Consider the following 21,265-nt stretch of genomic DNA (forward strand, 5'->3'; position numbering starts at 1 on the left):
CGCCTCCTGTGCCGAAAAGATCCGCTCGCAATAGAAGGAACCCAAGGCGAGCCGGCGGCATGATAGCCGCCGCCGGCGGGGCCCGCCACCTTCGGCGGCGGAGAAAAGCCGTCGCGCCGGCGCGCTCCGCGCGTTCGGATCATGTCTTGATCCATCCATTCTCCATCCGGAGACCGCCGACCCCGGCGAACCGTCTCTGGCGCTCCAGTTCCGCCTCCAGGCGTCTGATTCGCCCAATGGCGGCGCGCACGCCCGGCTCCAGCCAGAGCCCGGAGACGATCAGCTCGTCCCGTCCGCGGTCGGCCTTCATGTCGATCCGGCCGATCAGACGGTCGCCCTCCAGGAGCGGAAAGACATAATAGCCGTATCTGCGCTTGGCCGCCGGCACGAACACCTCGATCGTATAGTCGAAACCGAACAGCCGCCTCGTGCGCTTCCGGTCGCGGATCAGCGGATCGAACGGGCTGAGCGCGCGGATCCGGGTGGGCGGCGGCGGGGGCGCCTCCTCCTCAAGGCCGCGCCGCGCGAAATGGCGTCGGACGGCGCCGTTCGCCCCTTCGATGTCAACGTCGATCAGCGATGGCTGCGCCGCGCGCCAGTCTTTCGCCTCCGCCGGTGTGATCAGCCCCCAGAAGGCGGCGATCTCTCCGCTGGTTGCGAAGCCGAGCCGGTCGAGCGCCGCGCCGCAGGCCCAGTCGACCAGCGCCGCGCGGTCAGGCGGCGGGCCGCGATGCGGGGCCGGGATCACGTTCTCCGTCAGATCGTAAACCTTCTGAAACCCCTCGCGCCGCGCGACGCAGAGCTCGCCGGACCGCCAGAGCCATTCGAGAGCGGTCTTCGACGGGTTCCATTCCCACCAGCCGCCGGAGGTCCGGGATTCGCTCTCGCCGATCTCCCGTGAGAGGCGCGGACCGCGCCGGGCGATCTCGGCCAGAACAGCCCGCCCCTGTTCGCGAAACCCGGCGCGGCCGCGATTTTCCCAATGGGCGGCGATCCGCGGCGCGATCTCCGCCATCGCCGCGCGCCAATAAGGGAAAAGCCGCGTCGGAATCACCGAGGCGTCATGGGTCCAGTTTTCGAACAACGCCCGCTCGCGTTCGATCAGCCGATGGAGCGCGGCGGGGCGATAGGTCTGGTTTCGCGCGAACAGGATCATGTGATGGGCCCGCTCGACCGTGCGGATGCTGTCAAGCTGAACGAACCCGAGCCGCTCGATCAGCGCGAGCAGGGCCGAATCGTCCTGCTTCGGCGTCGGCGGGTCGCAGAGCGCATGGCGGTGCATGAAAATGCGCCGCGCGCGCTGGTTGTCGATCGCGGACGAAGCCACCCGCGCGTCCCCGCTTATCGGATGATCTGCGGCCGAAAGCGGGTCTTCGCGCGCACGGCGGCGGGAAGATGCCGGTTCAGCCTGCGATTGATGAGCCCGAACACGCCGAGAATCGTCAGGGTGAAGAGCACGAAGAAAGCCGCGACGATGGGATAGGCGACGAACGGGTTGAACGTCGCCTCCGCGAAATAGGTCGCGTAATAGAGCGCGTCGCCTTCACGGCGCCAGGCCGGGAAGCCGGAGAAGAACACCAGCGCGGTCGCGTGGCCCATGAAGATCGCTTCGTTGGTGTAGGCGGGCCAGGCGATGCGGAGCATGGTCGGCCAGACGATACGGCGAAACTTTCGCAGGCCGCTCATCCCCATCGCATCGGCGGCCTCGATCTCTCCTTTCGGCACGTTCATCAGCGCGCCGTGAAAGATCTCCGCGGAATAGGCGGACGTGTTCAGGATCAGGACGATCAGCGCCCCGAGCCAGGCGCGGGTGAACCACGCGGTCTCGACCGTGATCGTCACGAAGCCGAGGTCGAGCGCGCCGGCGGCCTTCGGGATCAGGACGAAAGCCTCATAGAAGAGGAAAAACTGGATGAAGAGCGGAGAGCCGCGAAAGACGAAGATGAACCCCCGGGCCGCCCCCGAGACGAGCCGGTTGGGGCTGGCCTTTCCAAGCGCGATCACGGTCGCGAGGCAGAAGCCGAAGCCGAGCGCGAGCACGGTGAAATAGATGTTCCAGAGCATGCCGGAGCCGATCAGCGCCGTCTGTTCGCAGAGCGTGATGTCGCCGCGCGGAAGGATCCGCTCGCCAACGCCGACGGACCTCAGCCCATAAGCGATGATCGCCTCGGCGCAGGTCACGCGTGCGCATCCGGTCCGAGCCTGCGCGTAAGGCGGCTGAACCCTCGTTCGCTCACCCAGGTGAGCGCCAGATAGAACACGAGGAGCGCCATGAAATATCCGAACCGCCAGTCGCCATGAGGATAGAGGTAGCGCGAGGTCTTGGCGGCGCCAAGCTCGCGCGCCCAGTAAACGATGTCCTCGACCCCGAGCAGAAAAAGAAGCGGCGTCGCCTTGATCAGGACCATCCAGAGATTGGTCAGGCCGGGAAACGCGAACCGCCACATCTGCGGCAGATGAATGCGCCGGAAAACCTGCGCGCGGCTCATCCCGATCGCCTCGCCGGCCTCAAGCTGGCCTTTGGGAACGGCGGAGAGCCCGCCGTCGATCACGTTCGCCGCGAAGGCCCCGAAGACCACGGTGAACGCGAGCAGGGCCAGCGCGAAGCCATACATGTCATGCACCGCTTGCGGCGCGGTCGAGAGCGGGAGCTTCGCAGCGGCGCAGACGATGAAATCGGCGCCCTGGCGCACCGGCGCCGTCACTTCGGGGCAGAGCGTCTTGTGGCGGACATATTCGAGCGTCTGATCGAGCGCGATCGGGACGAAGAGGAAGAAGACGATATCGGGGACGCCCCGCACCATGGATGTGTAGAGAAGCCCGAACCAGCGCAGCGGCGCGATGCGGGCGCGCCGCGCCAGCGCGCCGGCGACGCCGACGATGAGCGTGAGCGGCGCCACGAGCGCCAGAAGCAGGAGAACCGTTCCGAACGACGCGTAAAAGCTGACATGTTTCGGCGTGCTCAGGTAACAGAGCCACCAGCTCAGCCCTTCAAGTGCCGAAGGATCGGCGCAGGTGTCCATCGTTCGCCCCCAAGCTGAGCCCGGCCGCCCCCTCGGCGCCCGGACTCGCGATCATCGAGCCGGCTTCATCCTCGGCCAAGGCCGCCGTCAGTAGACATCGTCCATGCCGTCGAACCATTTTGACAGAAGGACGTTCAATGAACCATCCTCCTTCATCGAGGAGATCGCGGCGTCGAGTCTGGCTTTCAGGTCGCCGTCGCTCTCGCGCACGCCGACGCCGATGCCGTCGCCGATCTCCACATCCGGGCCGACGAAGACCATCTCGCCGTCGCTTTCGTTCACGATGTCTTCGAGAAAGCCGCGATCGGCGAGAACGGCGTCCGCCTCCCCGTTCCGGACTGCGGCGACGCTGTCGTCGAAGGTCGCGAACTCCATCAGCGTCGCATCGCTTTCAGCGACATGGGCGGCCTGGATGGAGGCGGTTTGAGAGGCGACGACGCCGTGGATCACGTCGTCTCCCGCGCCTTTCAGCGCAACATAGGCGGACGGGTCCGGCGGGAAATAATCCTGCGTGAAATCAATCACGGCGTCCCGCTCGGCGGTGATCGTCATCCCGGCCATGATCATGTCGAAATTGCCGGAGACGAGGTTGGGGATGATGCTGTCCCAGTCGTTCTTGACCCAGGTGCATGTAAGCTCGGCGCGTTTGCAGATCTCGTCGCCGACCTCGCGCTCGAAGCCGTCGACTTCGCCGTTTTCGTTGATGAAGTTGTATGGAGGATAGGCCCCCTCAGTTCCTATCCGGACCGCATCGGCGGCCAGCGCCGGAGCGGCCAGACTGGCGGCGGCCATGGCGAGAACGCTGAAAATCAGGCGGCGATTCATTGGTTTGTCTCCTTGTGCAGGCTTCAGAGCGCACTGGCGAGAAACGCGCGGCAGCGCTCGGATTTCGGGTTGGCGAAGATCTCTTGCGGCGGGCCTTCCTCTTCCACGACGCCTTCGTGAAGAAAGACGACCTTGTTCGAGACCTCGCGCGCAAAGCCCATTTCATGCGTGACGACCAGCATGGTCCGCCCCTCGTCGGCCAGGTCGCGCATCACGCGCAGAACCTCGCCGACCAGTTCGGGGTCGAGCGAGGATGTCGGTTCGTCGAAGAGGATCGCCTTCGGGCGCATCGCCAGCGCGCGCGCGATGGCGACGCGCTGCTGCTGTCCGCCGGAAAGCTGGCTCGGATAGGATCCGGCCTTGTCGGCGATGCCGACCTTCTCAAGCACGGCCATCGCTTCGTCTCTGGCCTCCGCCTGATTGCGGCGCTGAACCTGCACCGGGCCTTCCATCACATTGCCGAGCACGGTCATGTGCCCCCAGAGATTGAATTGCTGGAACACCATGCCAAGCTGGGCGCGGAGCCGCGCGATCTGTTTCGCATCGGCGCCGATCGGCCGCCCGCGGGAATCGGCGCGCACGCGCACCTCCTCGCCTTCCAGCACGATCCGGCCGCTGTCGGGCGTTTCCAGGAAATTTATGCAGCGCAGGAATGTCGACTTGCCGGAGCCCGACGAGCCAAGAATGGAGATCACGTCCCCCTGCCGCGCAGCGACGGACACACCCTTCAGAACTTCGACTTTGCCGAAACTCTTATGGATATCCTCTGCGATGAGGGTAGGTGCTTCCCCCAACTCGTGCCCCCTCTTGGCCCAGCTCCGCGGCGAGTAAGCGTGATATTGCATCGTCGCGCAAGCCGGAATGCTGAGTCAAATGACCACCTTCTTCCGAAAAACCGGTCAGAACGGGCCCATTCATGCTCTAAAGGCGTCATGGAAAGAGAGCTATACACGCTTAGGAGGATTGGACCGCCGACCTCACACTCCATTAATCCGCGCGCCGGGTTGTTTTTTCGTTAACCAGGACCGTCTCCGCCAAAGGGTTCCCCCGCCCCTCCTGTTTCTGGGCGGCTTCTTGGAAGGCGGTCCGCGTCATCCGATGAGAGGATCGCCGCTGACCGCCCGTCGGAGTTTCCATCCCGATCATCGGGTCGTGTGTGAGGGCGGCGCGGGCGCGGCGCCCTGTCGCTTCGTCCCGGTCGGCGCGCCGGCTTCCGGCGCGGCCATGTCCTGCAGGGCGTTTCGCGCCATGGCCGCGCTCGGGCTGTCGGGGGCGGCTTCGATGGCGCCGAGGAACGCCTTCCGGGCGGCGCCGGCGTCGCCGCGCGCGCGCTCGGCCACGCCAAGCTCCAGCCAGCCGGGCGCATGGCCGGGATCCGCCGCGATGGCGGCTTTCGCATCGAGGACCCCGCCGGCGGCGTCGCCCAGATGCCGGCGCGCGGCGGCGCGGAGCGCAAGCGCCTCCGCATCACGCGGCTGGAGGCGCAGCGCGCTGTCGAGATCGGCCTTCGCGCCCGTCCAGGCCTGATCTTCGGCCTGCAGCGCGGCGCGCTCGACATAGGCTGCCGCCGCTGCGCCGGGATTGGCCGCGATGGCCTCGTCGAGGATGGCGCGCGCGCCGTCCAGGTCATGATCGGCGCGATAAAGCCGCGCCGCCTGAACCCGGACGGCGACGCTCTCTCCGGCGGAAAGCTCCGGCGCGCCGGCCAGGGCGGCGAGCTTCTGGGCCGCGGTCCTGAACGCGCCTTCCGCCGCGAGAGCGAGCGCCTCGCAGTGAAGCGCCCCGAGCGCGCCGGTGGCCGCATACCAGTCGACGGCTTCGTTTCGCGCGCGCTCCGGGTCTTCGTCGACCATCGCGGCGCAATCCGCATAGGACGTGACCGCCCCGGCGCGGGAGGGAAGAAGGGCGATGAGAAGGGCGGCGGCGAGGGCTCGCGTCATGTCGGCTCCGTCATGTAGAAGAGGCGCATCATAGCGCCGAGCGAGAGGAGACCCAATGCGGGATCGACCTGTGATGTTGTGCGCCGGATCCGGATATGTCGCGCAGGCTCTGGCCGCGCGCCTGCTCCGGCGCGGCTGGCGCGTCGTCGGGACGACCCGCGATCCGGCGCGCAAGCCCGCGCTCGCCGCGATGGGGATCGAGCCGGAGATCTGGCCGCCGGCGCCGGCGGCCGCCGCCGGCGCGACGCATGTTCTGGTCTCCGCCCCGCCAGACGAGCGGGGCGACCCGACACTGCGGGCCATCGGCCCGGCGCTGGCCGCGAATCCGGGGCTGAAATGGGTCGGCTATCTGTCGACGACCGGCGTCTACGGCGACCATGGGGGCGGTTGGGTCGATGAGGCCAGCCCGCTCAACCCGGCGCCGGGGCGCGCCGAGCGGCGCGCGGCGGCGGAGGCGGAATGGCGTGCGGCGGGGCTGCCGCTGCACATATTCCGCATCGCCGGGATTTACGGGCCGGGCCGGGCGCCGTTTGAGCGGATCAGGGCCGGCGCCGCCCGGAGAATCGTGAAGGAGGGGCAGGTTTTCAGCCGTATCCACCGCGACGACATCGCAGCGGCGCTGCTCGCCTCCATCGAGAGGCCCTCGCCCGGCGCCGTCTACAATCTCTCCGACGATCTTCCGGCCCCGCCGGAGGATGTGATCGCCTATGCGGCCGAGTTGCTCGGCGTCGCCGCGCCGCCGGCGGTGCGCTTCGAAGACGCTGAAATGTCGCCGATGGCGCGGAGCTTTTACGCTGAATCCAGGCGCGTCTCGAACCGGCGGATGCGCGAGGAGCTCGGCGTTCGGCTCGCCTATCCGACTTATCGCGAGGGGCTCGCAGCGATCCTGGCGGAAGAATCCCGAAGCTAAGCGTCTATCCGCCGAACGGTGGCGCCGCCCGCCCGCATCGCGCCCTCCGCGCGGTCGAAGCGGAGATGCGCGAGCCCTTCGCCGCCCGCGACGGTGAAGAGCGCGCCCGCGGGTTTGCCGTCCGCCTCGATCGGCGTTCCGGGGGCGGCGTCGCCCTCGACGCTGACGCGGACGAGCCCCTTTTTCAGGGTGGTCTTGTGCTTCATCCGGGCGGTCACCTCCTGCCCGACATAGCACCCCTTGCGAAAATCGACGCCGTTGAGGCGTTCGAAGCCGGCCTCGAGGATATAGGTCTCGTCGGGCTGGAGCTCGACCCCGGTTTCCGGGACGCAGTGGCGAACGCGGAGCAGGTCCAGATCCGCGCGGCTCGCTTCTCGGGCGCCCTCCGTGAGCGCGAGATCGGCGCCGTAGATCCGCCAGCCCATGGCCGCGGAGCGCGGATCGGCCCGCGCGCCCGGAGGCGGCGGGGCGTCGCCCCAGAAAAGCGCGACGGACAGATCCGCGGGCGCGATCTCCATTTTCCGGCGCAGCCGGTACATGGCGAGCCTCTGGGCGAAGGCGCCCGCGCGATCCGCCGCGATGTCGATCAGGAACCCGTCGCCGCCCTCATCGGCGCCGATGAAAAAGTCGAACAGATATTTTCCCTGCGGCGTGAGGAGCGCGGCGTAGACCAGATCGCCCTCCCCGAGTTGATCGAGATCATTGGTCACGAGATCCTGAATCATTGCGCGCGCGTCGGGGCCCGAGGCCCGGAGGACCGCGCGGCTCGCGTCGAGAAACCAGTTGGCCGACATGTCCACTCCATTTCGCTATGGTGGTCGCGCACCGTCAGCGGCGTCGCCCGGCGCGAATGATAGGATTCGCGCCAAAAATTTGCGAGCCCCTTGCTTGCGCCGCACGTAGGCGAAAGACTGGGGTCAAATATCTGAAAGGAAAACAAATGTCGTCCGCGCTTCTTCACCCCCCATCGACGCATAACGACCCGCATTGGGACGTGCGCGTCGATCTCGCCGCGGCGTTCCGCTGGACCGTGCGGATGAATTGGCACGAAGCCGTCGCCAACCATTTTTCCGTCTCCGTGAACGATGACGGAACGCAGTTCCTGATGAACCGGGACCAGATTCACTTCAGCCGGGTGACGGCGTCGAATCTGCTGCTGCTGGACGCCAACGACCCGGATGTGATGAAGGGGCCCGACGCGCCCGACCCCACGGCGTGGGGGCTCCATGGCGCGCTTCATCGGCGGGTGCCGCACGCGCGCGTCGCGCTGCATGTTCATCCCAAATACGCCACCGTTCTCGCCAGTCTCGCGGATAGTTCGATGCCGCCGATCGATCAGAACACCGCGACGTTCTTCGATCGGGTGGTGATCGACGACGGCTACGCCGGACTGGCCTTCGAGGAGGAGGGCGAGCGCTGCGCGGCGCTGTTCGATGATCCGAAGAAGAAGGTCATGGTCATGGGCAACCATGGCGTCATGGTGATCGGCGACACGGTGCCCGACGCCTTCAACCGGCTCTACTATTTCGAGCGGGCGGCGGAGACCCTGATCACCGCCTACATGACTCAGCGTCCGCTGCGCCTGATGTCCGACGAGGTGGCCGCCGCCGTCGCGCGGGAGGTCGACGCCTATCCGGGGCAGTCGACCCGTCATTTCAATGAGATCAAACTGCTTCTCGACAGGGATGAGCCCGACTACGCGTCCTGACTGTGGCCGCGGTCCGTCGCGTCTATCCGGCGGGCCGCGGGCGGAAGAAGGCGAGCCATACGGTCATCACCGCCCAGACCAGGGCCAGCGCGCCCCATGTGACCGCATAATTGAAATGGTTGTTGGTGATGTTGACGGCCTTGATCGGCAGCGGGATCGGCCAGTCTCCGACCGCGGTTGAGGTCTCTGCGACGATCAGGACCGGCTCGGCGTCAAAAAGCCGCGCCATCACCGGAAGATCTCGCGCGGTCCATACATTGTCGTTTTCACCATATGGCTTCCCGCCGGCCTCCTCGTCCGGCCAACGGAGCGCGCCGACCAGAGTCACCGGCTCCTCCGGCGCGGGCGTGGGGCGGCTGGCGGCCCCGCGCTCGTTTTTCGCGGTGAGCGGGACGTAGCCCCGGTCGACCATCACGCGGCGATCATCGGAGGTCAGGAACGGCTGGATCACGCGATAGCCCGGCCCGAGCCCGGGGAGCGAGACCAGAAGCGGCGCGTCCGCGTATCCATGCGCGCCGACCGCGCCGTCGAAACTTCCGGTGACGCGGACGCGGGTGAACTCCTGCGAGGGCGGGTCGAAAACCGCAGGCAGCGGCGTCGGCGCCGTGGCGAGGCGCGCTTCGAGCGTGGCGATCACGCCCTCTTTCCATTCGAGCCGTTGAATCTGCCAGACGCAGAGTCCGCTCAGGACGGCCACGCCAAGGACCCCGGTGGCGATGGCGCCAAGCCGGCCCGAATGAGAAGGGCGGCTCCCGCCGCCCTTTGTCTTCGTTCCCCGCGTCATCGTCCGTCAGCTGCCCCAGACATAGATGACGAAGAAGAGGAACAGCCAGACGACGTCGACGAAGTGCCAGTACCAGACAGCCGCCTCGAAGCCGACATGCCTCTCCGGCGTGAAATGGCCCTTCAGCGCGCGGAAGAAGCACACGCCGAGGAAGATGGTGCCGATCACGACATGAAAGCCATGGAACCCGGTCGCCATGAAGAAGTTCGCGCCATAGATGTTGCCGCTGAACCCGAACGCGGCGTGCCCGTATTCATAGGCTTGGGTGATGGTGAAGAGGATGCCGAGGAGCGTCGCGATCAGCAGGCCCCATTTCAGGCCGTCGCGGTCGTTCTCCTGCACCGCGTGATGCGCCCATGTGGCGGCGCAGCCCGACGTCAACAGGATCAGCGTATTGATGAGAGGCAGGTGCCAGGGATCGAATGTCTCGATTCCCTCGGGCGGCCAGGGCGCGGGCAGGACCTCGACACCCTCGATCACGCCCATGGGGAAGAGCGCGTGGCTGAAGAAGGACCAGAACCATGCGGAGAAGAACATCACCTCGGAGGCGATGAACAGGATCATTCCATAGCGCAGGCCGATCAGGATCACGGGCGTGTGCTCGCCCGCCTGGGCCTCGGCGACGACATCGGACCACCAGGAAAACATCGTGTAGAGAACGCCGAGCAGGCCGATGTAGAAGACGTAATTCGTAATGTCCTTGAACATCAACACTGCGCCGAACAGCATGATGAAGCCGCTCACCGCGCCGACGAACGGCCAGATGCTGGGTGCAAGGATGTGATAATCGTGATTTTTTTCGTGAGCCATATTCTTCCCCTTGGCGGTCCGCGCCTTGTTCACCCGGCCGGGTCGGTTTCGTCAACGAGATCCAACGACGCGGCGTCTTTCGGCAGTTCAGTTTCGTGAAACGTGTAAGAGAGCGTGATCGTGTGGACCAGGCTCGCCTCGCTGTCGTCCACGATTTCGGGATCGACGTAGAAGGTGACCGGCATCTGCACCGTCTCGCCCGGTTGCAGGACCTGCTCGGTGAAGCAGAAGCAATCGATCTTGGTGAAATAGCCGCCGACCGAGAATGGCGCGACATTGTAGCTGGCGGTGCCGGCGACCACGCGGTCCGTCGGATTCGTCGCTTCGAAAAAGGCGAGGCCGGTCTCACCGATCCTCAGCGTCATCGTATTCTGCACCGGCTTGAACCGCCACGGCATGTCGCGGTCGAGCGAGGCGTCGAAACGGACGATGACATCGCGATCCAGAATGGTGTCGGAGCCCTCCGTCGCCTCCGCGGTCGTGCCGGAATAGCCGGTGACCCGGCAGAAAAGATCGTAAAGCGGCACAGCCGCGAAACTCATGCCGAGCATGAAGACCGAGAGCCCGGCCAGCCCGAGAACCACGGCGCCGTTTCGTCCGAGTCGCCTCATTCCGATTCGCTCCAACTCATCTCAGGCTTGATCACGTTCGCCCCGAGTTTGACGATGGTGACTCCGAACAGCAGCAGGACGAACGCGAGCAATATCGCCCCGAGGGCGAGATTCCGGCCGCGGCGTCGGTGGTGAAGCTCATGTTCCTTGCGCCCGATCATGAGAATGCGCCGGGCGCGGCGATGGAGAGATCGGCGGCTCTCAAGCCGGCCTCGAGCGCCAGCACGCTGAAGATGAGAAACAGCCAGAGGATCGAAAACTTGAAAAGTCTCTTTTCGGCGCGGTGGCCATCCGCCTGCGCGGCGGCCTCGCTGCGGAAGCCGACGATCGTCGCAAGGCGCAGAAACTCGAGCGAGAGCGCGCTGGCGGCGATCAGATAGACCAGCCCGCCGATCGATGTGAAAGCCGGCGCGATGGCGACCGCGACGAGAAGCAGCGCATACCAGAACACCTGCCGCCGCGTCGCCTGAGGCCCGGCGACGACCGTCATCATCGGCACCGCGGCGCGCTCATAGTCGACGTTCCGATACAGCGCGAGCGCCCAGAAGTGCGGCGGAGTCCAGAAGAAGATGATCGCGAACATGAGCAGCGATTCGATCGAAACGCCGCCCGTCGCCACCGCCCAGCCGACCATCGGCGGAAAGGCGCCGGCGGCGCCGCCGATAACGATGTTCTGCGGAGTCGAACGCTTCAGCCACATCGAGTAGATCACGGCGTAGAAGAAGATCGTGAAGGCGAGGATCCCGGCGGCCAGCCAGTTCGCGAAGAGGCCGAGCATCGGAATCGCCAGAAGGGAAAGCCCGAGCCCAAGCGCCAGCGCCTCGCCCGCCTCGATCCGGCCGGTGGGGATGGGCCGGTTCCGGGTGCGGGCCATCTTCACGTCGATATCGGCGTCCCACCACATGTTGAGAGCGCCGGACGCGCCCGCTCCGACCGCGATGCAAAGAATCGACGCGAAGGCGACCAGCGGATGAACCGGGACCGGCGCGACCACCAGCCCGACCAGCGCGGTGAAGATCACCAGCGACATGACCCGCGGCTTCAGAAGCTCGAAATAGTCGCGGAACTCGGCGTCGCCGGGGATCGCCCTTCTGTCGATGTCAAGCGCGTTGGCCATGAGCGGGGATCACCTCTTTCCTTGGCGTCACTCGGCGGCGGCGATCTTGATGTCGGCGCGCGGCGGCAGGCCCTGAGCGAGGCGGGTCGTCTCCAGCCACGCCTGGTAATCCTCGGCGCTGACCACTTTCACGGTGATGGGCATGTAGGCGTGGTTCTCGCCGCAAAGTTCGGAGCACTGTCCGAAATAGGTGCCGATCGTGTCCGCGTTGAACCAGAACTCGTTGAGGCGGCCCGGCACCGCGTCCATCTTGACGCCGAAGGCCGGCATCGCCCAGGAGTGAATCACGTCGGAAGCGGTCACCAGAACATGAACGTTGGTGTCGACCGGCACGACCACGGCGGTATCGGCGGCCAGAAGGTACTCGTCGGCGGCGTATCCGTTCTCTTCGAGCTCGTCCTTCTGCAACATCAGCGCGTCGAAGCTGATTTCCTCGTCCGGATAGTCGTAGGACCAATACCACTGGTTGCCCGTCGCCTTGAGGGTGACTTCAGCGTCCGGAATCGTCAGCTGGTTGTAGAGAACCGGCAGGGAAAACGCGCCGATCACCATCAGAATGGCGATCGGGATGCCGGTCCAGGCGATCTCCAGCGCCGCATGATGCGTGAATCGCGCCGGCACCGGATTCCGCTTCGCGCTGAACCGGAAGATCACGATGGCCAGCAGCGTGACGACCAGGATCACGATCCCGCCGATGATCCAGTTCACGAGCGAATCGAGAAAGTGCACGTCCCGCGCGAGGCTCGTCGCCGCTGGCTGGAGCGCCATCCCGCCGTGAATCGGCTTGCCGATGCTCTCCGCGAGGGCGGGCGCGGCGAAAAAGGCCGCGGCGGCGGCGGCGGAAATAAAGGGCGTGATCTTGTTCGACATGGACATCCGCTGAAGCTCCCGACGTTGATCGGCGTGACGACGGTGTCGCTTTCCCCGACTTTTCAACTATCGTCCAGTCTCTTTCCACAGCGCTCGGCGAAGGGCAAGCTGGACGCTTGCGTCATTCAGCCGCTAAACGTTCCTTCCGCGCCGGCTTCGGAGACCTGACTTGACCGATGAGATGACCGAGGATGAGACGCCGTTTCGCCCGTTCGAGACCGATCTGGACCGGGCGGACGCCCTCTCCACCCTTCGGGCCGCGGTCGCGAAGGCGGATGATGGCGAGCTGTTTCTGGAGCGCAGGCGCTCCGAATCGCTGACTTTCGACGACGGCCGGCTGCGTGGCGCCGGATATGACAGCGCGAAGGGATTCGGGCTTCGCGCCGTCGCCGGACCTGTCGCGGGTTACGGACATTCGACGGAGCTGACCGCGGCGGCGCTTCGCCGGGCTGCGGAGACGGCGCGCCTCGCCGCCGCGGAGACCGCGCCCCGCCCCGCCGCCGCGCCGGCGCCGACGAACCAGCGGCTTTATCCGCAGGAGAGCCCGCTCACGGCGTTGAGCTTCTCCGCGAAGGTCGATCTTCTGCGGGAGATCGACGATTTTCTCCGCGCTCGGGATCGGCGCGTCGTTCAGGTTTCGGCCAGCCTTTCAGGCGAATTGCAGGAAGTGGAGATCCTTCGCCCCGAAGGCGAATCGGTCGCGGAAGCGCGGCCGCTGGCGCGGCTGTCGGTCTCGGTGATCGTCGAGAAGGACGGGCGCCGGGAAAGCGGCTCCGCCGGGGGCGGCGGGCGCATGGGATACGAGACGCTGATCGCGCCCGCCGCGTGGAAGGCGACGGCGGTGGAGGCGCTCCGCATCGCGCTGGTCAATCTCGAGGCGCGCGAGGCGCCCGCCGGCGTGATGGAGGTCGCGCTCGGCGCGGGGTGGCCCGGCATTCTGCTTCATGAGGCGATCGGCCATGGGCTGGAAGGCGATTTCAACCGGAAGAAAACCTCGGCCTTTTCCGGGCTGATGGGGAAGCGCGTCGCGGCGCCGGGCGTCACCGTCGTTGACGACGGGACGATTCCGGGGCGGCGCGGCTCGCTCTCCTTCGACGATGAAGGGACGCCGACCGGGCGCACCGTGCTGATCGAGGACGGCATTCTCACCGGCTATATGCAGGACCGGCAGAACGCGCGGCTGATGGGGATGCGCCCGACCGGAAACGGCCGCCGCCAGAGCTTCGCGCACATGCCGATGCCGCGGATGACCAATACGGTGATGCTCGGAGGCGACGCCGATCCCGGCGATGTGCTGGCGGCGGTCAGGGACGGGATCTACGCGGTCGGGTTCGGCGGCGGGCAGGTCGATATCGTCAACGGCAAGTTCGTGTTTTCCTGCACCGAGGCGTATCGCGTGAAGAATGGGAAGGTGCTGCATCCGGTGAAAGGCGCGACGCTGATCGGCGACGGCCCGACCGCGCTCGGCCGGGTCCGGATGATCGGGAACGACATGGCGCTCGATCCCGGCGTCGGCACATGCGGCAAGAACGGACAAGGCGTGCCGGTCGGCGTCGGCCAGCCGACCCTTCTGATCGACGGGCTCACGGTTGGGGGCGTCGCGGCCTGACGGCCGGACGCGTCGGGTTGGACCATCCCGGGCCGCCTGTGTTAACCTTGAATTTATAATCGGGCCAGCGGCCGGGGCGTATATCAAGGGATTGGAAAGATGGCGGATTTTTCGAATATTCCGCTTCTCGAAGGGTTGCCTGCCGACCTCGCCGCGCGGACGGCGCCTCGGTGTCGGTGGAAAACCTTCGAAGCGCACGAACTGATCGTCGACTACGGCGATGAATCGAACGACGTGATCTTCATCATCTCGGGCGAGGTGCGGGTGCTGATGTCGTCGGCCTATGGACGCCATGTGATTCTCACCCATTTGGACAAGGGCGAGTTTTTCGGCGAAATGTCGGCGATCGACGGGCGAAGCCGCTCCGCTTCGGTGATCGCGCTCTATAATTCCGAAGTCTGCGTCATGCCCGGGGACGTGTTCATGGAGATCGTGACGGGAACGCCCGTCATCGCGCGCCGCACGCTGGAGATGCTGACGAAGCGGGTCCGGACGATCAACGAGCGCCTCGCCGAACAGGCGTTTCTGACCGCGCGCCAGCGCCTGTGCGCGGAACTCCTCCGCCAGTCCCGGCCGCGTTCGGGGCATCCGGGGCAGCGAATCGTCTCGCCGCCTCCGATTCAGGAGGATCTGGCGAACCTCATCTCTTCGCGCCGCGAGGTCGTCAGCCGGGAGATGTCCGCGTTGAGCCGGGACGGCGTTCTGGAGCGGAGCCGCGGCGGCCTGATCCTGACCGATGTGGATGAGCTCAGCCGGCGGGTGGAGGAGGCGATGGGGCCGATCCGGTCCTGAGCGCTCCGGCGCGCGCCGGAAGTGATTCTCTGGCGGCGTTCCGGAAACCGTGGAAACCGGGCGGAGAAGCCGCCGATCGGGCCAGATCAACGGCGATTCCGGCGCGCGAAATTTTCAATGTGAACGCTGTTTCCGAAGACGCGCGAAAAACATTACGATTCAACGCGCATTAAGGCGGGAATGCGGCGTGCGTTGAAATGGTAGGAACACGAAACAATTCTTGGTGTGACACCGCCGCCGCCGGCCCTATCTTGGGTTGTGCGGCGCGTTCACACTCACGCGTCGCCACCCTGTCGGCCGCGCGTTCCGGTCGAGACACACTGGCGGGCGGCGTACTCGCCCGCACTCCGAGGAGGACGTGTAGGCCCCCACCACACGCCTTCCGAGACCCTCTTCGGCGAATCCCCCTTGCCGGAGAGGGTTTTTCATCTCGGCGTGGATGGCCTCAGGCTCATCATCGGGCTAAGCATTCGCAAGGCTCCGGTCGAGACAGGGAGGATCCGCGGATGACGAAAACGGCGCTGATCATCATCGATGTGCAGAACGACTTCTGTCCGGGAGGCGCGCTGGCGGTCGCGGATGGGGACGCCGTCATCGCGCCGGCGAACGCGCTGGCGTCGAAATACCCGGTTCGCGTGCTCACCCAGGACTGGCACCCCGCCGACCATTTTTCCTTCGCCGACAATCATCCGGGCGCCGCGCCGTTTTCGGCGATCGAAGCCGCCTACGGCCCGCAGGTGCTCTGGCCGCGCCATTGCGTGCAGGAAACGGCGGGCGCCGCGTTTCGCGACGGCCTCAGAACGGACGCCGATCTCATCCTCCGCAAGGGGTTCCGGCCCGATATCGACAGCTATTCGGCCTTTTTCGAGAATGACCATGTGACGCCCACCGGCCTCGCCGGGTATTTGCGCGAACGCGGCGTCGGCGCGGTTGTTCTCTGCGGGCTCGCCACGGATTTCTGCGTTCGGTTCTCCGCTGTGGACGCCATCAGGCAAGGATTTGCGGCGACCGTGGCGGAGGACGCCTGCCGCGCGATCGATCTCGACGGCTCGCTGGCGGCGGCGTGGGCGGAGATGGACGCGAGCGGGGTCCGCCGCGCAAGCGTCGCGGAACTTGGCTGATGGTCGACATCGCCACCCGCGTCCACGACCACAACTGGAAGATCGACCCGGTCGTCCGCTCGCTCCTCGATACGGATTTCTACAAGATCCTGATGGCGCAGACCGTGTTTCGGCGGCACCGGGACGTCGTGGTGGAGTTCAGTCTGATCAACCGCTCGGCGGATGTGCCGATGGCGCGGCTGATCGACGAGGGGGAGCTCCGCGAGCAGCTCGATCATATCCGTTCGCTCTCGCTTTCGCGGGGGGAGAGCACCTGGCTTCGCGGCAACACCTTCTACGGCAAGCGCTGGATGTTCGACCCGGAATTCATGCGCTGGTTCGAGAAGCTGCGCCTGCCGCCCTATCATCTGGAGAGGCGCGGCGACCAATATGAGCTGCGCTTCGAGGGCTCCTGGCCCGAGGTGATGATGTGGGAAGTGCCCGCGCTCGCGGTGCTGATGGAGCTTCGCGGCCGCGCGGTCCTGCGCGGAATGGGGCGGTTCGAGCTGCAGGTGCTCTACGCCCGCGCCATGGCCCGGGTCTGGGAGAAGATCGAGCGGTTGCGGCGGCTGGACCATCTCGCCATCGCCGATTTCGGGACCCGGCGCCGGCATTCCTTCCTCTGGCAGGACTGGTGCGTGCAGGCGATGATCGAGGGGTTGGGCGATCGCTTCACCGGCACCTCCAATTGCCTGATCGCGCTCCGCCGCGAAGTGGAGGCGATCGGGACCAACGCGCATGAGCTGCCGATGGTCTACGCGGCGCTGGCCGGGCGTGGCGGGGATGACGACGCGCTTCGCGACGCTCCCTATCGGGTGCTGGAGGACTGGAGCCGCGATTACGACGGCAACCTGCTGATCGCCCTGCCGGACACGTTCTCCTCCAAGAGCTTCTATGAGCGCGCGCCCGACTGGCTCGCCGGCTGGACCGGCGTGCGCATCGACAGCGGAGATCCGTTTGTTCAGGCGGAGGCCGTGATCGACTGGTGGCGCCGGCGCGGCGAGGACCCGAAGAAGAAACTGGTGATCTTCTCCGACGGGCTCGATGTGAACGAGATCGAGAAGCTTCACGCCGCTTTCGCCGGCCGCGTCCAGATCGGCTTCGGCTGGGGCACGAATCTCACCAACGATTTCCGGGGACTCGCGGGGGAGCGGCTGGCGCCCTTCTCCCTGGTCTGCAAGGCGGTCAGCGCCGGCGGGGAGCCGACGGTGAAGCTTTCGGACAATCCGATGAAGGCGATGGGTCCGGAAAGCGAGATCGAGCGGTATCGGCGGGTTTTCGATGTCGGCGCGCAGGTCCCGCGGGCGGTGTCGGTCTGACGAAAAAAAGGCGCGCCCGGTTTTGGGCGCGCCAGTATCACGTTAACGCGGGACAGTGAGCGGCACGTTGGGGACGGTTTTCGGCCTCTTCATGGCCGGAATTGGGCGAAACCAAGAAGATGCGGGAGGCCGGGCCCCGCGCGGCCGGCCCGAGCTTTTCCCAACGGCCGCGCCTCAACGCCGGTCTCTCCGGGCAAGCCGCGCGGCCGGGAACGGTCGGTCTGTTCGAATGGCGAAGCACGAGGATCCACTGACGCGCCATCATCGGATCGGGCGACGGGGCGCGTCGGCGCCGCTTCCCTTCCGGCTTCGCCGCGAGAGCGCCCTCCTCTGTTGAGGCGGGCGCCCGCTCATGCATGGGGGGCGGATCAGGGAGCCAGCGTGAACGCAACCAACATGGGGGTTCCGCCGACCTCGTAGCGCGCTTCGATCTGATGGTTCGGCGAGGCCCGGTGCAATTTGCCGAGCGAGCCGAGCGAGATCACCATGCCCGGCGCGAGGTCGACCCCGTCCTGCCGGACGAGCCAGAGCACCACGTCCAGCGGGTGGCCGAGCAGCATGTCGCCGACGCCGGAGCCGACGATGGCGCCATCCGAGATCAGGTCCACCGTAAGGGCGCCGAGATTGGCCACAGGATCGGGAAGATCGGCGATCCGGATCCCGTCGCCCATGACGCCGCGCCAGGGAATCACGCCATAAGCGGTCATCAACGCGCCGGTGGGTTTGATCCCGTCGGCGAAGGCGAGGTCGGGCAACTCGACGAACGGGCGAACCTCGTCCAGCGCGGCGGCGGCCTCTTCGCGGGTCGTCGCCCGCATGATCGCGGCGTCGCCGACGGTGACGATCAGGTCAGCCTCGAAGAACGGCGTCCGGGCGTCCGCCAGCGAAACCTCGGCGCCGTTTCTCAGCAGCATCGGCGCGAAGAGCGCGCCCGCGACCGGGCCCGGCACGCCGAACGCCTCCTGCGCAGGCTTCGAGGTGAAACCGACCTTGAACCCGACCGGCGGGCCGAGCGCTTCGGTCAGCGCCGCGCGGTATTCGGCGTAGGCGCAAACGGCGTCCTCCGGGCCGGCGAGGCCGGGATCGGGCAGGCGCGCGCCCTGAAGCCAGCCGGACGCGGCGGCCTGCATCGTTTCGGGCGAGGGACAGGCGGCCATTGCGGGCGCCGCCAGCATGACGGCGGCGAGCGCGGCGGCGGCGCGTGCGAGATGGAGGCGGGACATTGGCGACCCTTCCGGAAGCTGGCTGGCGAGCCGGATGAGCTTGGACCTCCGGCGGCCCGATTCGCAACAGGTTCGCGGCCGGGCCCTATTCGGCGGGGCGCAGGCGCTTCATGATCGCGGCGTGAAGCGCCGTCGGGCCGACCACGACGCCGGGCATGCGCGGATCCGGCGCGTTATAGACCCAGGGCGCGCCCTCCGCGGTGGTGACCGCCGCCCCGGCCTCGGCGGCGATCAGCGCGCCGGCGGCCACGTCCCATTCCCATGCGGGCCGGAGGGTGAAGGCGAGGTCGAACCGCCCCGAGGCCGTCAGGCAATGCCGCCAGACCAGCGAATTCAGGAACTGCCGCCGGACCGGCGGCGCCCCGCCGGGCCAGCTCTCCGGCTTCATCTGGCCCGCGCCCGCGAGAGCGGCGGCGCCGTCGAGCTCCATCCGCGTGGAGGCGCGGAGCGGCGCGCCGTCGAGAAAGGCGCCGCCGCCCTTCACCGCCCAGTACATTTCGTCCCGGATCGGGAAATAGGCGCAGGCGACGGTGATCTCCCCTCGCTCGGCGATGGCGAGCGCATGGCAAAAGCCCTCTTCGCCGCGCATGAAGGCGCGGGTGCCGTCGATCGGGTCGACGATGAACACTTTCTCATGCTTCGTGCGGGCGGGGGTGTCCTCGGTCTCCTCCGACAGCCAGCCGAAATCCGGGCGCGCGCGGGTCAGATCCGCCTTCAGCATCCGATCGATGGCGATGTCGGCTTCGGTCACCGGCCCCGCGCCGCCCGCCTTCTCCCATGTCGCGATATCGGCGCGGTGGTGCCGGCGCGCGATCTCGCCGGCGGCGCGCGCCTCATCGAGCAGCAGCGCGAGATCGGCCGCGCGGTCCGGGTCAGGCGGAGGCAATGGTCAATCCCTCCACCAGCAGGCTGGGAACGATCAGCGCCTTGCTGTGGTCGGCGTCGTTCGCCGCCCGCATCCGGCGCATGAAATCGGGGAGCGAGCCCGCGATGGTCAGCTCGTTCACCGGCCAGGCGATCGCGCCGCCCTCCACCCAGAAGCCGGAGGCCCCGCGGCTGTACGCGCCCGTCGTCGGCGAGACGGAGGAGCCGATCAGCGACGTGACGAGCAGGCCCTCGCCCATCTCCGCGAGCAGCGCCTCGACCGAGTCCCCGCCTTCGCTCAACGCCAGATTCGAGGTTCCCGGCGCCGGCGGGCCGCCCACCCCGCGCCGCGCGCCGCCGGGCGCGGGAAGGCCGAGCCGCCGCGCCGAGGCGCTGTCCAGCGTCCAGCCGCGAAGCACGCCGTCCTCGACGAGCCTGCGGGGCGAAAGCGCCATCCCCTCCCCGTCGAACGGGCGCGAGCCCGGGCCGCGGCGCCGGTGCGGATCGTCGTCGAGCGCGAAGCCCGCCGGCAGGACCGGCTCGTCCATCCGGTCCTTCAGCCAGCTCGCGCCGCGGGCGACGGCGGCGCCGTTGATCGCGCCGAGAAGGTGGCCGACCAGCGAGCCCGCGACGCGGCGGTCGAACATCACCGGCCAGGCGCCGGATTTCGCCCGGCGAGGATTCAACCGCGCCGCCGCGCGCGCGCCGGCGGTCGCGCCAATCTCCTCCGGGGCCGGCAGATCGGCGAGATGGGTGCGGGAGGCGAAATCGTAATCCGTCTCCATCTTCAGCCCGTCGCCCGCGACGGCGGAAACCGAAAGCGATACGCCGGTGCGGGAATAGGCGCCGGCGAAGCCGTTGGTCGCGGCGTAGGCGATGACGGAGCGCCGCCGCCCGGCGCCGGCGCTCTCGACCTGCGAGACGCCTTCTTGCGCCAGCGCGGCGGCCTCCGCGCGCTCGGCCATCTCGCGGAGCGCGGCGGGCGCCGGCGCGGGCGCCGGATCATCCAGATCGAGCGCGGGAAGCGCCGCAGGATCGGCGAGAAGCCCTGGCTCCGGCAGGCCGCACCACGGGTCCTCCGGCGCGGCGCGGGCCATGGCGACCGCGCGCGCCGCAAGCTCCGCCAGCACGTCCGGCGCGGGGTCCGAGGCGGAGACGGTGGCCTGCCTCCGGCCGATCAGGACGCGGAGGCCGTAATCGAGGCTCTCCGCGCTCTCGGCCTCTTCCAGCGCGCCCTCCCGGACTGAAACCGAGACATCGCGGCTTTTGACCGCCAGGGCGTCGGCGGTTTCCGCGCCGGCGTTTCGGGCGGCGTCGATCAGCGCGGCGGCGAGCGTATCGGGCGCCATCAGAAGATCCGCCCGGCGGCGAGGATGAGAAGCCCGATCGCGAGGATGATCATCGTCAGCAGAGTCGCGCCCATGCCGGCGCCCCGGAAGGCGGCGGGCGCGCGGCCGGTGAAGTGCAGTCCGTGGAGGAGCCGCCCGCCCGTCAGCGCGATCCCGAGGATATGGAGCGCCAGCGCCGGCGCGCCGAGCATTTCGGTCAACACCAGAAGGATCAGCGCGATCGGGATCGTCTCCACCGCGTTGCCATGGCCGCGAATCGCGCGATTCAACGCCTCGTCGCCGCCGTCGCCGAGGCCGACCCCGCTTCTGCGGCGCTGGTTGATCACCTCGATCGCAAGCCAGATCAGGATCAGCGCGTTCAGGCCGGCGTAAAAGGCGGCGATGGCGGGTGGCGACATGAAAGGTTCTCCG

Annotated in this window: 23 protein-coding genes; 6 read left to right on the top strand and 17 right to left on the bottom strand. The window is 67.3% G+C overall.

Annotated elements, in window-relative coordinates:
* Window positions 1-139 precede the first annotated feature (139 nt).
* The 6 genes from WG921_RS13980 to WG921_RS14005 all read right to left on the bottom strand — a co-directional run bounded on the left by WG921_RS13980 (window position 140) and on the right by WG921_RS14005 (window position 5,788).
* On the bottom strand, window positions 140-1,327 hold the full coding sequence (locus tag WG921_RS13980) for a winged helix-turn-helix domain-containing protein (RefSeq protein WP_340109861.1): 1,188 nt from the start codon (window positions 1,325-1,327) through the stop codon (window positions 140-142).
* A gap of 14 nt (window positions 1,328-1,341) precedes the next feature.
* Entirely contained in the window at window positions 1,342-2,181 is an 840-nt protein-coding gene (locus tag WG921_RS13985; RefSeq protein WP_340109862.1) for an ABC transporter permease, read from the bottom strand.
* A complete protein-coding gene (locus WG921_RS13990) occupies window positions 2,178-3,023 on the bottom strand; it encodes an ABC transporter permease (protein ID WP_340109863.1) in 846 nt (281 codons plus the stop codon). The genes WG921_RS13985 and WG921_RS13990 overlap by 4 nt, the downstream gene beginning before the upstream one ends.
* Before the next feature lie 87 nt (window positions 3,024-3,110).
* Window positions 3,111-3,848, bottom strand: coding sequence for a transporter substrate-binding domain-containing protein (locus WG921_RS13995; RefSeq protein ID WP_413788592.1), 738 nt, complete (start codon window positions 3,846-3,848; stop codon window positions 3,111-3,113).
* Between the two features lie 23 nt (window positions 3,849-3,871).
* Complete coding sequence (locus WG921_RS14000) at window positions 3,872-4,693, bottom strand: ABC transporter ATP-binding protein (protein WP_340109864.1); 822 nt, start codon at window positions 4,691-4,693, stop codon at window positions 3,872-3,874.
* A 297-nt stretch (window positions 4,694-4,990) separates the two neighbouring features.
* Window positions 4,991-5,788: a tetratricopeptide repeat protein gene (locus WG921_RS14005; RefSeq protein WP_340109865.1), complete on the bottom strand. Its 798-nt coding sequence runs from the start codon at window positions 5,786-5,788 to the stop codon at window positions 4,991-4,993.
* A gap of 55 nt (window positions 5,789-5,843) precedes the next feature.
* On the opposite strand from WG921_RS14005, the gene WG921_RS14010 reads away from it, so the two are divergent.
* Window positions 5,844-6,698 carry an SDR family oxidoreductase gene (locus WG921_RS14010; RefSeq protein WP_340109866.1) on the top strand — a complete coding sequence of 285 codons (855 nt, stop codon included), beginning with the start codon at window positions 5,844-5,846 and terminating at the stop codon, window positions 6,696-6,698.
* On the opposite strand, the gene ygfZ is transcribed toward WG921_RS14010, so the two are convergent.
* Entirely contained in the window at window positions 6,695-7,492 is a 798-nt protein-coding gene (gene ygfZ / locus WG921_RS14015) for a CAF17-like 4Fe-4S cluster assembly/insertion protein YgfZ (RefSeq protein ID WP_340109867.1), read from the bottom strand. The two genes, WG921_RS14010 and ygfZ, sit on opposite strands and share 4 nt — an antisense overlap.
* A 146-nt stretch (window positions 7,493-7,638) precedes the next feature.
* On the opposite strand from ygfZ, the gene WG921_RS14020 reads away from it, so the two are divergent.
* Complete coding sequence (locus tag WG921_RS14020) at window positions 7,639-8,406, top strand: class II aldolase and adducin N-terminal domain-containing protein (RefSeq protein WP_340109868.1); 768 nt, start codon at window positions 7,639-7,641, stop codon at window positions 8,404-8,406.
* 22 nt (window positions 8,407-8,428) lie between these two features.
* Here the strand turns inward: WG921_RS14020 and WG921_RS14025 are convergent, their stop codons facing one another.
* From WG921_RS14025 to coxB, 6 genes are read right to left on the bottom strand one after another with little or no spacing between them, the layout of a single operon-like run.
* Window positions 8,429-9,190, bottom strand: a complete 762-nt coding sequence (locus tag WG921_RS14025; protein ID WP_340109869.1) for an SURF1 family protein — start codon at window positions 9,188-9,190, stop codon at window positions 8,429-8,431.
* A gap of 6 nt (window positions 9,191-9,196) precedes the next feature.
* Complete coding sequence (locus WG921_RS14030; RefSeq protein ID WP_340109870.1) at window positions 9,197-10,000, bottom strand: cytochrome c oxidase subunit 3; 804 nt, start codon at window positions 9,998-10,000, stop codon at window positions 9,197-9,199.
* Between the two features lie 29 nt (window positions 10,001-10,029).
* Window positions 10,030-10,611, bottom strand: coding sequence for a cytochrome c oxidase assembly protein (locus tag WG921_RS14035; RefSeq protein WP_340109871.1), 582 nt, complete (start codon window positions 10,609-10,611; stop codon window positions 10,030-10,032).
* Window positions 10,608-10,772 (bottom strand): hypothetical protein, encoded by a 165-nt coding sequence (locus WG921_RS14040; protein ID WP_340109872.1) that lies wholly within the window; start codon window positions 10,770-10,772, stop codon window positions 10,608-10,610. The genes WG921_RS14035 and WG921_RS14040 overlap by 4 nt, the downstream gene beginning before the upstream one ends.
* Window positions 10,769-11,728: a heme o synthase gene (locus WG921_RS14045; protein WP_340109873.1), complete on the bottom strand. Its 960-nt coding sequence runs from the start codon at window positions 11,726-11,728 to the stop codon at window positions 10,769-10,771. Before WG921_RS14045 ends, WG921_RS14040 begins: the two co-directional genes overlap by 4 nt.
* A 27-nt stretch (window positions 11,729-11,755) precedes the next feature.
* Window positions 11,756-12,598 carry a cytochrome c oxidase subunit II gene (coxB, locus tag WG921_RS14050; RefSeq protein WP_413788597.1) on the bottom strand — a complete coding sequence of 281 codons (843 nt, stop codon included), beginning with the start codon at window positions 12,596-12,598 and terminating at the stop codon, window positions 11,756-11,758.
* A 181-nt stretch (window positions 12,599-12,779) separates the two neighbouring features.
* On the opposite strand from coxB, the gene tldD reads away from it, so the two are divergent.
* The 4 genes from tldD to pncB all read left to right on the top strand — a co-directional run bounded on the left by tldD (window position 12,780) and on the right by pncB (window position 17,418).
* The gene (gene tldD / locus WG921_RS14055) at window positions 12,780-14,207 is read left to right on the top strand and encodes a metalloprotease TldD (RefSeq protein WP_340109949.1); all 1,428 of its coding nucleotides are present in this window, start codon (window positions 12,780-12,782) and stop codon (window positions 14,205-14,207) included.
* A 99-nt stretch (window positions 14,208-14,306) separates the two neighbouring features.
* Window positions 14,307-14,999, top strand: coding sequence for a Crp/Fnr family transcriptional regulator (locus tag WG921_RS14060; protein ID WP_340109875.1), 693 nt, complete (start codon window positions 14,307-14,309; stop codon window positions 14,997-14,999).
* Between the two features lie 506 nt (window positions 15,000-15,505).
* Window positions 15,506-16,120: a bifunctional nicotinamidase/pyrazinamidase gene (gene pncA / locus WG921_RS14065; protein WP_340109876.1), complete on the top strand. Its 615-nt coding sequence runs from the start codon at window positions 15,506-15,508 to the stop codon at window positions 16,118-16,120.
* Entirely contained in the window at window positions 16,120-17,418 is a 1,299-nt protein-coding gene (gene pncB, locus WG921_RS14070; RefSeq protein ID WP_340109877.1) for a nicotinate phosphoribosyltransferase, read from the top strand. The genes pncA and pncB overlap by 1 nt, the downstream gene beginning before the upstream one ends.
* A gap of 368 nt (window positions 17,419-17,786) precedes the next feature.
* Here the strand turns inward: pncB and WG921_RS14075 are convergent, their stop codons facing one another.
* The 4 genes from WG921_RS14075 to WG921_RS14090 all read right to left on the bottom strand — a co-directional run bounded on the left by WG921_RS14075 (window position 17,787) and on the right by WG921_RS14090 (window position 21,252).
* On the bottom strand, window positions 17,787-18,641 hold the full coding sequence (locus WG921_RS14075; RefSeq protein ID WP_340109878.1) for a 2-keto-4-pentenoate hydratase: 855 nt from the start codon (window positions 18,639-18,641) through the stop codon (window positions 17,787-17,789).
* 85 nt (window positions 18,642-18,726) lie between these two features.
* Window positions 18,727-19,527, bottom strand: a complete 801-nt coding sequence (locus WG921_RS14080; RefSeq protein ID WP_340109880.1) for an inositol monophosphatase family protein — start codon at window positions 19,525-19,527, stop codon at window positions 18,727-18,729.
* Window positions 19,514-20,854 carry a TldD/PmbA family protein gene (locus WG921_RS14085; RefSeq protein WP_340109881.1) on the bottom strand — a complete coding sequence of 447 codons (1,341 nt, stop codon included), beginning with the start codon at window positions 20,852-20,854 and terminating at the stop codon, window positions 19,514-19,516. The genes WG921_RS14080 and WG921_RS14085 overlap by 14 nt, the downstream gene beginning before the upstream one ends.
* Window positions 20,854-21,252, bottom strand: a complete 399-nt coding sequence (locus WG921_RS14090) for an MAPEG family protein (protein WP_340109882.1) — start codon at window positions 21,250-21,252, stop codon at window positions 20,854-20,856. Before WG921_RS14090 ends, WG921_RS14085 begins: the two co-directional genes overlap by 1 nt.
* Window positions 21,253-21,265: the final 13 nt, after the last annotated feature.

This window comes from Paludibacillus litoralis, assembly GCF_037646705.1.
GTDB lineage: Bacteria > Pseudomonadota > Alphaproteobacteria > Rhodobacterales > Rhodobacteraceae > Pikeienuella > Pikeienuella litoralis.